14 protein-coding genes are annotated in these 14,228 nt (G+C 64.5%); 3 read left to right on the top strand and 11 right to left on the bottom strand.

Annotated features, from left to right (window positions below; translation table 11 throughout):
- The first annotated feature begins 69 nt into the window (after positions 1-69).
- Positions 70-1,128 (top strand): hypothetical protein, encoded by a 1,059-nt coding sequence (locus tag OG874_RS10990; RefSeq protein ID WP_330255018.1) that lies wholly within the window; start codon positions 70-72, stop codon positions 1,126-1,128.
- Positions 1,129-1,434: 306 nt separating this feature from the next.
- On the opposite strand, the gene OG874_RS10985 is transcribed toward OG874_RS10990, so the two are convergent.
- The 7 genes from OG874_RS10985 to OG874_RS10955 all read right to left on the bottom strand — a co-directional run bounded on the left by OG874_RS10985 (position 1,435) and on the right by OG874_RS10955 (position 6,928).
- Positions 1,435-2,604, bottom strand: coding sequence for a thiolase family protein (locus OG874_RS10985; RefSeq protein WP_330255017.1), 1,170 nt, complete (start codon positions 2,602-2,604; stop codon positions 1,435-1,437).
- A gap of 45 nt (positions 2,605-2,649) precedes the next feature.
- The gene (locus OG874_RS10980; RefSeq protein ID WP_330255016.1) at positions 2,650-4,161 is read right to left on the bottom strand and encodes a class I adenylate-forming enzyme family protein; all 1,512 of its coding nucleotides are present in this window, start codon (positions 4,159-4,161) and stop codon (positions 2,650-2,652) included.
- 10 nt (positions 4,162-4,171) lie between these two features.
- On the bottom strand, positions 4,172-4,474 hold the full coding sequence (locus OG874_RS10975) for a hypothetical protein (protein WP_330255015.1): 303 nt from the start codon (positions 4,472-4,474) through the stop codon (positions 4,172-4,174).
- Positions 4,471-5,037: a DoxX family protein gene (locus tag OG874_RS10970; protein ID WP_330255014.1), complete on the bottom strand. Its 567-nt coding sequence runs from the start codon at positions 5,035-5,037 to the stop codon at positions 4,471-4,473. The genes OG874_RS10975 and OG874_RS10970 overlap by 4 nt, the downstream gene beginning before the upstream one ends.
- 12 nt (positions 5,038-5,049) lie before the next feature.
- Entirely contained in the window at positions 5,050-6,177 is a 1,128-nt protein-coding gene (locus OG874_RS10965) for an amidohydrolase family protein (RefSeq protein WP_330255013.1), read from the bottom strand.
- Between the two features lie 172 nt (positions 6,178-6,349).
- On the bottom strand, positions 6,350-6,712 hold the full coding sequence (locus OG874_RS10960; protein WP_330255012.1) for a helix-turn-helix transcriptional regulator: 363 nt from the start codon (positions 6,710-6,712) through the stop codon (positions 6,350-6,352).
- 12 nt (positions 6,713-6,724) lie between these two features.
- Complete coding sequence (locus OG874_RS10955) at positions 6,725-6,928, bottom strand: ferredoxin (protein WP_330255011.1); 204 nt, start codon at positions 6,926-6,928, stop codon at positions 6,725-6,727.
- 109 nt (positions 6,929-7,037) lie between these two features.
- Between OG874_RS10955 and OG874_RS10950 the strand changes: the two genes are divergently transcribed.
- On the top strand, positions 7,038-7,448 hold the full coding sequence (locus OG874_RS10950) for a hypothetical protein (protein WP_330255010.1): 411 nt from the start codon (positions 7,038-7,040) through the stop codon (positions 7,446-7,448).
- Between the two features lie 19 nt (positions 7,449-7,467).
- Here the strand turns inward: OG874_RS10950 and OG874_RS10945 are convergent, their stop codons facing one another.
- The 4 genes from OG874_RS10945 to OG874_RS10930 form a co-directional block, all read right to left on the bottom strand.
- Positions 7,468-8,661, bottom strand: a complete 1,194-nt coding sequence (locus tag OG874_RS10945) for a thiolase family protein (RefSeq protein WP_330255009.1) — start codon at positions 8,659-8,661, stop codon at positions 7,468-7,470.
- A gap of 326 nt (positions 8,662-8,987) precedes the next feature.
- The gene (locus OG874_RS10940; RefSeq protein WP_330255008.1) at positions 8,988-10,118 is read right to left on the bottom strand and encodes an acyl-CoA dehydrogenase family protein; all 1,131 of its coding nucleotides are present in this window, start codon (positions 10,116-10,118) and stop codon (positions 8,988-8,990) included.
- Between the two features lie 47 nt (positions 10,119-10,165).
- On the bottom strand, positions 10,166-11,365 hold the full coding sequence (locus OG874_RS10935; RefSeq protein WP_330255007.1) for an acyl-CoA dehydrogenase family protein: 1,200 nt from the start codon (positions 11,363-11,365) through the stop codon (positions 10,166-10,168).
- 22 nt (positions 11,366-11,387) lie between these two features.
- Complete coding sequence (locus OG874_RS10930) at positions 11,388-13,049, bottom strand: thiolase C-terminal domain-containing protein (protein ID WP_330255006.1); 1,662 nt, start codon at positions 13,047-13,049, stop codon at positions 11,388-11,390.
- 136 nt (positions 13,050-13,185) lie between these two features.
- Here OG874_RS10930 and OG874_RS10925 point away from each other — a divergent pair, with 136 nt between their 5' ends.
- Entirely contained in the window at positions 13,186-13,950 is a 765-nt protein-coding gene (locus tag OG874_RS10925) for an SDR family NAD(P)-dependent oxidoreductase (RefSeq protein ID WP_330257252.1), read from the top strand.
- Positions 13,951-14,228: the final 278 nt, after the last annotated feature.

Raw genomic sequence — 14,228 nt, 5'->3', positions numbered from 1 at the left:
CAGAACGGGCATGGCCGTAATGGTAGAACGCTATTTGCAAATCACGCAAGTACATATAACCTGAACAGCATGGCTGACCCCCTCATTCCTGCATACGATGTCCTCGGCGATTGGGCCGACCTGTCCAAGGTCCCAGAAGCGGGCCACTCCTGGGCACACCATGGAGTCGTGGTCAGCGCGGGCGGGGAGGTCATCGGATTTCATGCTGGACAGCTGGTGGCGTTCGACAATGACGGCAACCTGCTTCGCGTGGTCCCGACGAGTCTGACCGAGGGGCACGGCATCACGCTGGTACGCGAGGGAGACGAAGAATTCCTCTGGATCTGCGACCCCGGGTTCGTCATGGCTTGCGGCCCCGGCGATGGCGAAGAGTCCTGGACTCCGCTGTTCGGGAAGGGGGTGCACCGCGAAACTCGCGAACCGCGGGTGGTCAAGATGACGCTCGGTGGCGAGGTGGTGGCCGAACTGCCGATCCCACCCGTGGATTCCACCTTGCCGGGTGTCATGGGCCAGTACTGCCCGTGTGGCTCCGCTGTGGACGAAGAGCGGTTCGGCGGCAACGGCGACGTTTGGGTGGCTGACGGATATGGATCCAACGTGGTCCATCGTTTCGATAAACACGGCAACCACATCGCCGCGATTACCGGGGCGGGTGGCGGCGGGCAATTCAATTGCCCCCATGCGGTGTTCATCGACCGCCGAGCCGGTAAGGCACCGGAACTCTACATCGCCGATCGCGGGAACCAGCGCATCGAGGTGTATGACCTCGATGGTAAGTACCTAAGGTCCTGTGGTGCGGGCTTTTTGAACAGCCCGAGCGGCTTCACGTTGTGGGGCGAGCTGCTTGTCGTCGCCGAGCTGTACGCCCGGTTGGCCCTGCTCGATCTCGATGACAACCTCGTCGGGTATCTCGGCGCCGATCCGGCTTTCGCCGATACCCAGTTCTGGCCCGAACAGCCGGGATGGCCGAACGCGCTGACCGCCGATGGGCACATCCAGGCACCGAATCTGACCCGTCCCGACCTGTTGAACTCGCCGCATGCGGTGGCCGTGGACACCGAGGGAAACCTCTATGTATCCGAATGGCTCATCGGCGGTCGATACACCAAATTCGCAGTGCGTCCTTAGTCAACGGACGACTGATCGGAGTACGGACTCCATCCACAATGTAGGCGCGGGTCATGCCGACATCAGTCCAAGGCGTCGACGAGACCCCACGCGAGGGCCTCTCGGCGATCTCCGGCGGCAGCAAACCGCTCCCACCCAATGCCACGGTGATGGCTGGTTCCTGCCGCAAGCGCGCCGCGATCGCACGGCGCGCTTGGTGGGAACAACCCTCGAACGTGGCCACGTCGACGGCCACTGCGACGCGACGCGGCATACCCGTCGCATCGAGGTCCAGCTCGGAGTTGAGAATCATGACACCATCCGATGTCAGATTCGTTCGATGACCAGCGCCGAACCCATCCCGCCACCCGCACACATGGCCACGACCCCGATCCGGGCGTTGCGCCGGGCCAGCTCGTGCACCATCGACACGACCATCCGCGCGCCGGTCGCCGCGATGGGATGACCGAGGCTGATACCACTGCCGTTCACGTTCACGATCGACTCTTCCAGCCCGAGCTCACGTGTACACGCGACAGCCATGGTGGCGAAGGCCTCGTTGATCTCGAACAGATCCACCTGATCGATCCCGAGACCACTGCGCTGCAGCGCCTTCGGGATCGCGGCGACCGGCGCGAGGCCGGTGTCCACCACGTCCACGCCGACCGAGGCCCACCCCCGGATGCGCGCGAGCGGCGTCACGTCGTGATCCCGCGCGAACTCGGAACTGCCCAGGACAAGTGCGGCGGCCGCATCGTTGAGACCGGCGGAATTTCCCGCGGTGACGACGGCGCCCGGTATCTCCGGATGGAGAACTTTCAGCGCGGCGAGCGCCTCGGGTGTCGTACCCTCCCGCGGGTGCTCGTCTGTGGTGAAGACGCCGGCCTGCCCGTTCTTGGACACCGGAACCCCCACGATCTCATCATCGAAGTATCCCTTCGCGATCGCATCGAGGGCGCGTTGGTGCGAACGGACCGCCCAGGCGTCGGCCTGCTCGCGGGTGACACCGCAGCGTCGCGCGATGTTCTCGCCGATCGTCACCGACATATCGAACGCTGGAATTCCCGGTGCGTCCGGATGACTCTCCGGCGACCAGCGCGTGGCCTCGGTCGCACCCGGCAACACCTTGGACAGGCGCGGCATCGTGCTCGCACTCTCGGTACCGCCGGCCACGATGACATCGGCCATCCCGGCCATGATGGTGGCCGCAGCGAACTGCACCGCGGTGGTGCCAGAGGCACAGTGCCGATTGACCGCCACGCCGGGCAAACGCGTCATACCGAGGCGCACTGCGATATTGCGCCCGATGACGCCGCCACCCTGCAGCGATTCGGCCAGGATGAGATCGTCCATACTGCCGATGGCGATCCCGGAGCGGGCAATCGCCGCCTCTACGACGACCTCGGCGAGCTCGAAGGCGTCCACCGAGGTGAGCGAGCCCTTGCGGGCCCGCCCGATCGGCGTCCGTGCAGTTGACAGGATGAGTGCTTCAGGCATCGTCGTCTCCGTCGGTGTCAGGGGAAGGAATGAAAGCGGAAGTGATCATGGGGTCGACGTCCACTCGGACGCGACAAGGTCGGTAGAGACCTCGCGACGCAGCAGTTTCCCGGTCGGGGTGTAAGGCAGGGCGTCGCGAAACACGATGAGCGCCGGGGTTTTCGAGCCGCGCAGCCGGGTTCGCACCCACTCGCGTAGCTCCTCTGCTTCGACACTGTGACCGGGGCGGCGTACGACGGCCGCGGCAATGTCCTGGCCCCACCGCTCGTCCGGCACACCGACGACCACCGCTTCGGACACCGCACGGTGCTGCAGCAGCACATCCTCGATCTCTGCAGGTGCGATGTTCTCCCCGCCGCGAATAATGGTGTCGTCGGTACGTCCTTCGACGAAGAGGTAGCCGTCCTCGTCGACCCAGCCGCGGTCGCGGGTGGCGAACCAACCGTCGCTGTCGAGCAGGCTTGCTCGGCCGCGGTACTCCCCGGATACCTGCGGCCCGCGCACATAGATATCACCGGGCTCGGTCCCGTTACCCGCTCCGCCCGGGACACGTACCTGGACTTCGATACCCGGCAGCAGGCGGCCGACCGAGCCCAATCTCACCCGGGCAAGCGGATCTCCGGCGAGCGCCGCCCGGTGGTCGTCCGGACCCAGGACGGCAATCGTGGAACTGGTTTCGGTCAAACCGTAGGCGTTGACGAAATCGACTGCGGGGAAAAGCTTTATCGCCCGCTCGAGAACCGACAGGGGCATTTTCGCGCCACCGTAGGCCAGCGACCGCAGGGTCGGCACATCGGCCTCGGCCGCGTCACCCAAGTGTTCGGTGATCCTGGCGAGCATAGTCGGGACCAGCAGCGCGTTGGTGATCTCCTGTGTGCGTACACATTCGAGCCATGCCTGGGGTGTAAACGAATCCAGATAGACGATCCGGCGCCCGGCATAGACGTTGCTGAGCAGGTTGGATACCCCCGCGATGTGGTACGGCGGGACGCTGACCAAAGCGGCTTCCCGTTCCTCGGCGACACCGAAGTCGACGCTGCCGAGGAGATAGGAGACTACATGGCGGTGTCGGAGCACGGCGGCTTTGGGCTCGGAGGTGGTGCCGCTGGTATAGAGAAGTACGGCCACGGCTTCGGGATCGTCGGTCCATCGCGGAAGATCCCGACCGGATTCCTCGCAGGCCCAACGCCACTGCCGCAGGTTGACGACCGGGGCGCTCGTCGGGGGCTCGAGGTCGGAGACGACAAGCGCGTTGGGGTGGTGGGCCAGCACGCTCACCAACTGCTCGTGGCCGAGGCGGTAGTTCAGCGGGACCAACGGGATCCCCGCCCAGGCGGCGGCGAACAGGACTACCGCGAAGTCGTCCCCGTTGACGCCGAGATAGACGACCTCCTCGACACCGCGCGCACGGAGCATCTCGGCACCGGCGCGAGCACGGTCGAGCAGCTGTGGGTAGGTGAATCCGTCCGGGACCGGGCACCCCGGACGGATTCGTCCGACGGCAAGCCGGTCGGGCATGCCCTCGGCCGCCATCTCCAGCAGTGTCAGCAAATTCATCGTCGCGTCCTCAGTCCGACGCCGGAAGCGCCTTCGGCGCCTTGATGGTGAGCTCCCTGCCATCCGCGGCGAGTGTGCCTGTCCCGGATTTGGTGCACAGCACTTCGAGGCCCGTGGCATCGTCGACGTATCGCTTGCCGAGCAAAGTCCCTGTGCCCGAGGCAGATTCGGCAGTGCCGACGCCCGCGGCGTCCGCAGCCATCGGTTGACCGCCACACTGGAGTTCGATGGGGGTCTCCGGCACGCGAATGACAATGATCTCGGTATCGCACACCGTGCTGCGCAGGCGCTTGCCCGCCACCAGGTCGGTCATTGATCACCTCTCGTTGTTGCGTCGACGTCCACTTCGGTGGAGTCGGTGAACTCGGCCGCGGGCGGGTGCACGGAACCCGGGCGCCAGCAGACGACGAGCAGCAGCGCGGCGCCCCCGAGGCCGACACCCAGACACAGGGCGAGTCCCGCCCAACCGGTGAGACCGCTGAGGCCGAGGGCGTGATCCACCGAGGCCAATCCGACACCGCTGACCGCTGTCGCGGTAACGACGACGGCGATCATCAGCACATACTCGAAACCGTTGCGGAAGACGAAGAATCCGTGGGTGCGATGCTCGATCACGCCGGCCACGGCCATGGTTCCCAGCAAGCCACCAGCGGCCAGCGGGCCGAGAAAACCCACGGCGAGCGCCAGACCGCAACCGATTTCCACCAGCACACTCATCCATGCCTGGACATGACCAGGCCGTAAGCCCAAACTGTCGAACCAGCCGGCCGTACCCGCGATCCGTCCTCCACCGAAGGCGTGATTGACGCCGTGGACCACCATGGTGAGCCCCACAATGAGCCGGATCATCAGGACAGCAGTGTCCGTCGAATGCACGACCGCCGCCTTTCAGCCCGGGAAGTTGTAGACGGCGCGGGCGTTGAGCTCCACGATTTTGCGCGCTTCGTCGTCGGGCACGTCGGCCAGATGTTCAGCGAGCAGTTTGCGGGTGTGCGGCCAATTGGCGTCCGAGTGCGGGTAATCGCTCTCGAACATGATGTTGTCGATGCCGATGCGGTGGCGCTGCTCGATGCCGGACCGGTCGGAGATGAAGCATCCGTAGATGTGATCTTTGAATACCTCCGACGGCGGCCGCTCCGAATCGATGTCGCACCAGTACTTGTGGCGGCCCCAGGAGTAGTCGCAGCGTTCCAGCAGATACGGCATCCAGCCGATACCACCTTCGGACAAGGCGACCTTCAGCTTGGGGAACTTGTAGAACACGTCAGAGATCAGCAAGTCGACCGTCGCCATCATCGAGTTCAGCCCGAACAGCGCAATGCTGATGAACATGTCACCGTCCGGCGCGAGTCCCTGCGGCATGCCGCCGGATCCGAAGTGCATCGACAGCGGCATACGGGCTTCCTCGCAGGCTCGCAGGATCGGGTCCCAGTGGTCGGTGTGGTAGGAGGGCAATCCGAGTTTGTGCGGCGCCTCGAGGAAGGTGACCGACTTCGCGCCCTTGGCGGCGGTCCGCTCGATCTCCGCCACCGATGCCTCGACATCCCAGAACGGCACCATCACCAGCGGGATCTGACGTTCCGGAGCGTAGGCGCACCACTCGTCGAGAATGAAGTCGTTGTAGGCGCTGATACACAGTTTGGCGAAGGCCTTGTCCTTGGCCTGGAAGAAGGTGCCGCCCGCGAACCCACCGAAGTTGGGGAAGCACAGCTGTGCCCACACGCCCTCGATGTCCATGTCCTTGATGCGATCCTCGATGCTGTAGCACCCCGGCAGCATGTCGTCGTAGCTACGCGGATCCATCCCGAACTCACGGGGGTGTTTGCCCGCGACCGCGTTGAGCGCGAAGTTGCCCGACCGAGCACCCTCATACAGCCAGGTGTCGTTGCCGTCCGGCAGCTTCACGATGTGCGGAGCCATCTCGGCGTACTTGGCGGGCAGCCGGTCGAGCCACACCCGGGGGTGCTCGATGACGTGGTCGTCAACGGAAATGATCTTTGCGTCGTCAGGCAGCATGACGGGGATACCTTCCGGAATACGAATGAAGAGTTGTCGCACCACTGATGGTCAACCAACTACTCTCCAGAGTAGAACGGCATTTACATTCTGCGCAAGCGAAGGTCCACTTTGTGGGTGCCCTGGTTTCTATCAGAGCGTCACATCACCGCGTCGGTAGACGGAAGGCGCCTCACCGGTATATCGACCGAATGAACGCGCTGACACTTCGGGAGCCGACAAGGGTGGCGACTTCCAGCACTGTGCGCTCGGGGTCGGACAACAAGGCCATCGCCCGCGGAAGTCGACTCTCGAGTACATAGCGACGCCACGACATGCCGGTGGCGGCGGGAAATACCCGCCGCAAGGACCTCTCGGAGATACCGATGGCTCGGCACACATCGTGCAGTACAACATGGTCCAGATGTCCCCTGGTGTACTCCATCACGGCGGCAATCAGCGGATCAGTGCTGCTCGGGAGACACAGCGGCGGTTGGTGATCGAACTGAGCGTCATCCGGACCAACGTGGCCGAGGGCGGCGGCTCGGCCGCGCACCGATCAGCATCGTCAGCGGGTTTCGGATTCGACGATCCGCAACGCCTGTTTCGGGCACGCGTACACCGCGTCGCGCACGGCTTCCTCGTGCTCGGGTGATGGTTCCGGGGACAGGATCCGCACGACGTCATCGTCGGCGAGTTCGAAGACTTCAGGAGCAGCGGCGACGCAGAGCGCGTTCCCCTCACAGACCGTGAGATCGACCATGACGTTCATACCTTCAGTAGAACACGTCATTCTCGATACAACAATGACATTCTACTTATGCTGATATCTTCATCACGTTCTATGGTAGACAACCTCTCACTATTCGATGGAGATCGACATGAACACCCGCAACGCAATCGCCATAGTGGTACTCACAGCTGCGATCGGCCTCTCGACGGCCGGGTGCGGTTCCGACAGCACATCCGCCACTCCCCCGTCATCGACCAAATCCGCCGCGGCGACACCAGCGGCTGGAGCGCTCCCCGCCTCGGACTGCGCGATCATCCGGCCGATCGCCGGATCGGCGCTGAGCAAACTCGCACCGCTACAGTCGATGCCGGCCGCGGAGGCGGCGACCGCGATGACCCAGTACCTCACTGAACTGCAAACGGCCGCCGCGGGCCTGTCCTCAGCGCAAGCGAAGACCGATCTCGGTGCGCTGAATTCCGCTCTGCAGCAAGCCAGCTCACCCGACGCCGGGACGGCGATCGTCGCGGCAGTCACCAAGTTGGGTGCGGATTGTCCGTGAGACGGGCATCCGCAGCAGATCAGAGTCGCTCGATGATGGTCGCATTGGCCAGGCCGCCGCCCTCGCACATCGTTTGCAGGCCGTAGCGACCGCCGGTGGCCTCCAAGTGATTCAAGAGCGTGCCGAGCAGACGAGTGCCGGACGATCCGAGTGCATGTCCCAAGGCGATCGCGCCACCACGGGGATTGAGTTTTGCCGGATCCGCCGCCAACTCCTGCGCCCAGGCCAGGGGCACGCACGAAAAAGCTTCGTTGACTTCGTAGGCGTCGATCTCCTCCAGGGTCAGGTTGCCTCGACGCAACGCCTGCCTGGTTGCCGGGATCGGTGCGGTGAGCATGTACAGCGGGTCGTCGCCCGTGACAGCGAAGGCGTGGAACCGCGCCCTGGGACGAAGTCCGCACTCGATGGCCATGCGTTCGCTCATGATCAGCGCCGCAGAAGCGCCGTCGGTGAGCGGCGAGGAGTTCCCCGGGGTGATCCGCCAATCGATCGCAGGGAAACGAGCAGCGGCTTCGGCCGAGAAGAAAGCCGGCTTCAGCGTGCCCAACGCGTCGGCCGTGGTGCCCCGGCGCACCGTCTCATCGATGGAATGCGTTGTGGCGCTGCCGTCCTGGCCCACCACCGGCATCGAGACGATCTCCTTGGCGAACCATCCGGCGTCGACGGCGGCCGACGCTCGCTGGTGCGAGGCGACCGCGTACTCGTCGAGAACATCGCGATCCAACTTCCATCGTGCGGCGACCAGTTCCGCTGCGACCCCCTGCTTGACCAGCCCCTCGGGATAGCGCGCGGCGATACTCGGACCGAATGTGTCGGCGCCCGAGGAGCCGGTCCCCATCGGTACTCTGCTCATCGATTCCACACCACCCGCGATCACGATGTCGTACGCGCCGGCGATCACGCCCTGGGCGGCGAAGTGGACCGCCTGCTGGCTCGAGCCGCACTGCCGGTCGACGGTGGTCGCCGGCACAGATTCCGGAAATCCGGCGGCCAGAACAGCGCTGCGCGCGATGTTGAAGCTCTGTTCACTCACCTGCTCCACACATCCGGCGATGACATCCTCGATCCGAGCCGGATCGAGATTGTTGCGGACCACCAATTCCGACAGCACCCGCGCGAGCAACTCGACCGGGTGCGAGCCCGACAGCGCACCGCCGGACTTGCCCTTTCCAGAGGCCAGCCGGACGACATCCACGATGACTGCGTTGTTCATCCATTCCCCACATTCGAATTCGACCCCGTCGGCCGCGGCTCCCGGTAGTCTGGTAAACGATAAACTAGAACTATACTCTCAACTGAGGAGAACTCGGTGGACAAAGGAGGTGTCGAGCCGGGGACCTCGGCGATTCTGATCAGCTCGATCGCCGGCGACAGCCTTTCTGGAGTCCGACGACGCCGGCTTCATCTCCGGCTGCGACATCAGAGTCGACGGCGGACCGGTCGCGACGGGCAAACATCTGATGAATGCCATACCAGCGACTGCTTGATCTCGCGACATCCGATATCAAGCAGTCGACCGGCACACCGGAGGCAGCTCGGTCATCCGACTGACGAAGCCAGCATCGCCGCGAGGCGCTCGTGGTAGAGGAACGGATCACCGAAAAGGACCTGGTTCGCCTTGGCACGGCGATGGTACAGATGCAGGTCGTGCTCCCAGGTGAAGCCGATTCCGCCGTGCACCTGCAATGCTTCGCTGGTCAAATCGGCGATCGTCTGAGAGGTATAGGCCTTGGCAACCGCCACGGCCTCCTCGGCGTCGCGGGTGTCGCTGGTGACGGCCATCGCCGCATAGTAGGTCGCGGCGCTGGACGCTTGTAGCCCCATGCGCATCGTCGCGCACTTGTGCTTGACAGCTTGGAAGCTGCCGATGGGCCTGCCGAACTGGGTACGAACTTTCGCATAGTCGACCGTCATATCGAGCACACGCTCGCCGACCCCGAGACTTTCGGCGCTGATCAGCACCGCGCCACAGCGCAGCTGATAGGCGACTGCCGAATCCGCCGGGCCGGGCGCGTTGAGCAGAGCCGACGCCGGGACCACCACATCCACCAGAACGACCTCGTCGAGACGACGAGTGACGTCGATGGTTCGCTGACGGCGCACAGTCAACCCCGGTGCACCGGCGTCGACGAGGAACTGCGCCAACTCACCGTCCAGGAGCGCGGTCACCAGGATCAATCGTGCGTGACCGGCGTCCTGCACCGCGGTCTTGACGCCGTTGAGGCGGAAGCCACCGCTGTGCTCGACAGCCTCGGTATGGACTCCACCGGCATCCCATGCTTGTCCCGGCTCGGCAAATGCCCAGGTCGCCACAGTCTCGCCAGTCGCGAGATCCGGCAGGAGCCGGGATCTGAGATCGTCACGCGTGGACCGCAAGATCGCGAGTGCGACCAGAACGTGGCTGACCAGCGGTCCGGGCTGCACGGTCCTGCCGTGTTCCTTCGTGATCAAGGCGACGTCGACGAGGTCGCCGTCCAGGCCCCCGTACTCGGTAGGGATGGGCAACGCGGGCCATCCGAGATCGCCGCCCTTCTCCCACACTCGCGGGTCGAAGCCCTGCTCCGCCTTGTCCGCGAGTTCTCGGACCCGGCTGATAGGTGAATCTCGGGTGAGTAGCTGACGGGTGCTGCGCACCAGCAGCTCTTGCTCGTCACTCAGGCTGAAGTCCAAGGAATTCTCCGAAAGTTTGTGCAGCACAGGGTTGTACGTGGGTGAGATCAGGAGACCCGAGGCTCTTTGGGCAGTCCGAGCGCACGCTCGGCGATGATGTTGCGCAATACTTCGTTGGCTCCGCCGGCAATCGTGAGAGCCCTCGCGTACAGAAAGGCGTCTTGCCACCAGCCGTTGCCGATCGCTTTCGGGTCGTCCTCGGTCAGCAGCGAGTCGGTTCCCTGCAGTCCGAGTCCGAATTCGCACACGGCGAGGTTGGTCTCGCTGTAGAGGATCTTCGCCAGCGGTGCGTCGCCCGCATCGGCGGAGCCGGTCAACGCTCGCGACAGGTTGTACTGGCCCAGCAAGATATTGACTCGAGCCGCGGCATACAGACGGCCGAGTACCTGCCGTATCGCGTCGTTTTCGATTGCCGGCCGCTCGCCGCGATGGAGGATGCCCGCCATCCGCGCGGCATCGGTGACCGCGCGCAGCAAAACCACTCCCGCGGTGCCGACACCCGAACGCTCGTGCACCAGGCTCGTCGTGGCCACCTCCCAACCACGATCAACGGCTCCGATGACATTTTCGGCCGGTATCCGGACGTCGTCGAAGAAGACTTCATTGAAATCGCTCGTGCCGGTGATCTCACGAAGCGGGCGGACGTCGATTCCGGAGCTGTCCATATCGATCGCGAAGGCGGTTATCCCCGCGTGTTTGGGGACATCCGGATTCGTTCGCGCCAGCAGGTATCCCCGCTCGGCATGGTGACCGTTGGTGGTCCAGACCTTCTGTCCGTTGATGACAAAGCAATCGCCATCGCGTCGCGCGCGAGTCTGGAGACTCGCAAGGTCGCTGCCCGCCCCCGGCTCGCTGAACAACTGGCACCAGATATCTTCTCCGGTACGGATCCGCGGCAGGTACCGCTGCTTCTGCTCCTGCCGTCCGAAATGGATGAGAGACATCGCCGCCAGCAGGCCGGCACCGAGGGGAGCCGGTACCCGGGCCCGCGCGATTTCCTCGCCAACGACGGTGGCGCGCAATGGATCCTGCGCTCCGGTGCCACCCCACTCGACGGGCCAGTCCCCGCCGAAGTATCCCGCGTCGAAGACCTGAGCCGTCCATTTCCGCAGGGCCGGGATGTCGTCGGGGTCCGGCGCACGCACGCCTGCCTTGTGCAGGGCCTGCCCTACTGGGCGGTGCGCTTCGATGAAGCTACGCACCTCGGCTCGGAAGCGGCCGATCTCGGCGTCGTGGTCCAACTTCATGATCGAGGTCCTCGTCCCCTACTCATTCGCCTCGTCGCAGCAGCAACGCTCCGCCTGGAGTGCCGCCGCCGGTAGTGACGACCGCAATGTTCGCGTTGCTCACTTGACGACCGGTTGCCTCGCCACGCAATTGCCGCATTGCCTCCTGCAGGAACCCGAACCCATGGGTCCGCCCGGCAGAGAGTTGGCCGCCGTGGGTATTGAGTGGGAGCTTTCCATCCAGTGCGATCGTCCTTCCGCCATCGAGGTAGTCCGCGGCCTCCCCCAGACCGCAGAAGCCGAGGGCCTCCAGCCACGACACAGCGTTGAAGGTGAAGCCGTCATAGAGTTCCGCGACATCGACGTCGTCGGGGCGCAAGCTCGTCCGGGACCACAGATGCGCCGCCGGACCGAACACCTGCGGTTCGTGGGTGAGTGTGTCCTGATCCCACGAGATCCGGTCGATTACCTGCGTGCCGACCGCCTCGACGAGGACAGACGGTTTCGGCCGGTCCGCGGCGGTATCGATGGAGGAGACGATCACCGCGATAGCGCCGTCGCATGGCACATCACAGTCGTAGAGGCCGAATGGGGAACTGATCATTCGCGCACCGAGGTAGTCATCGATGGTCAAGGGATCTCGGTAGATCGCCTCGGGATTGCACGCCGCGTTCGCTCGCGCGGTCAGCGCGATGGGCGCAAGGGTAGACGCGCGGTCACCGCCGTAGCGCCAGAAGTAGTGCGAGGCGTTCACGCCGATCCAATTGGCGGCGGACATCGCACCGAATGGCGAGCGCCATTCGAACATGCCCGATGCGGGTCCACCGCCCGACCGAATCCGCCCGGTCCGCGCCAACTCGGTCCGCGTCGCCTCCCATACCGTCCGGAAACACAGCACATGGCGGCACAGGCCCGATGCGACAGCCAACATGGCGGATACGACACTGCCGCTCGGGCCGGGAAATTCACCGCCACCGCTGATCCACGTCGGCCGAATGCGCAGCGCCTCTTCTACCGCCGTGACGCCCCCTTCCGAGAGCCCGCCGACGTAACCACCTGGGTAGGTCGCAAGGCCGTCGATATCGGCGAGGGTGAGACCCGCATCGTCGACCGCGCGCAGGCACGCCTGGACAGTAAGGGACAGCGGGTCGACCATGAGCCGTCGTCCGATCGTCGTACTGCCGACGCCGGTCAGCGCGACCTTGTCCTCGAACTTGGTGTGCGACACCATCGGTCGCACCGCTGATGCCAGGTCCCGAGGCTCCGGGACCGCTCCCTGGCTCTCGGTTTGTTCGGGATCGGGTTCGAACAGCGGAATCCACAGCTCGTCGTGCTGCTCGAATACGACCCGCACTCGCATACCGATCGTGATGTCCGCCGGATCGCAGCCCACGATATTCGTAGTGAGCCGCGCCGATGGGTCCTCGTCGAGAGCGACCACCGCGACAACGTAGGGCGGCGGGAATTTCGGCAACCACTGCTGGTGGTTCACTGTGAACCCCGCGACCACCGCCCGCCCCGACACCGGCGCCATCGCCACGTCTGCGCAGCGGCATTCGGGACATATCGGCTGCGGCGGATGGTGATACCGCAGGCAGCCGTCGCATCGGGCGATCCGCAGCAGACCGTCCGATCCGCTGGTCCAGAACGGCTCACTACTGATGCTCGGCTGGGGAAGAGGCCGCTCTACCACCGATTTTGACATCCAAACCTCCAGAAACCAGCACTCCCCGTCAGATCAACGGGTTCCGCTTCTAGTAGAAGCGGACTCTACCATGATGTACATTGACCATCTCTCCAAAGAAAGTATCACTCTCGTGCAGTGAAAGGTCGCAATGCAAATTAAATCCCAAGCCAGGACTGCGGTCGTCGTCGGTGGCGCATCGGGGATGGGAAAAGCCACGGCGGAACGACTGGCCGAACTCGGCACGAAGGTGGCGATTCTCGACCTGCCCCGATCCGACGGCGCCGTGGTCGCCAAGGAACTCGGCCACGGCTCGACCTTCCATCCCTGCGACGTGACCGATCCAGCAGGCGTCGAACGCGCCCTGCAAGCGGCGGTCGAGAGTCTGGGCAGGCTGCACATCGCCGTCAATACCGCCGGCGGCGGCGTATCCCAGCGGACTCTGTCCAAGACCGGCCCGCACTCACTGGACGCCTTCCGCTCGGTTATCGACCTCAACCTGATCGGCACGTTCAATCTCAACCGCTTGCAGGCCTGGCATATGAGCCAGAACGAACCCGTCGACGGCGAGCGCGGCGTCATCATCAACACCTCATCGATCGCTGCGTTCGAAGGCCAGATCGGCCAAGTCGCCTACACCGCCGCGAAGGCGGGGATCGCCGGCATGGCATTGACGATGGCGCGTGATCTCGGCAGTCTCGGCATCCGCGTCGTGGCGATCGCACCGAGCCTGTTCGCCACCGGTGCCACTTCGAGAATTCCGGACAACATGGTTGCCGACCTGACTCGCGACGCCGCATTCCCACGACGGATGGGACGCCCTGACGAGTACGCCACCTTGGCCTTGGCCATCATCGAGACCCAGATGCTCAACGGCAGCACCATCCGCCTCGACGCCGCCCAGCGATTCGGCCCGAAATAACCCAACTCACCGCGGAGTCCGCCTTACCCCACGAGCTTGGTAGGGCCACAACGGATCTCGGCTTCACCGAGGCAACAGGCGTCATCGGCAGACGCGCGACTGCAGGAGGTCGCGCGTCTCCTGCCGGATGCGGGCAGCTCGGAAGAACCTCTTCCCACGCACTTCCGGGGGGGGGAGTGGGCGCGGATCGTCACTGTGACGGCTAGACATCGGCGGTCCAAGGCCCGCAGCGGCCGAGTTCCCTCATGAGCTCACGAGCTACCCCGTCACCGATGCGT

Source organism: Nocardia sp. NBC_00565 (assembly GCF_036345915.1).
Classification (GTDB): Bacteria; Actinomycetota; Actinomycetes; order Mycobacteriales; family Mycobacteriaceae; genus Nocardia.
The sequence above is the reverse complement of the archived record's forward strand: the minus strand, read 5'-3'. Positions and strand labels throughout refer to the sequence as shown.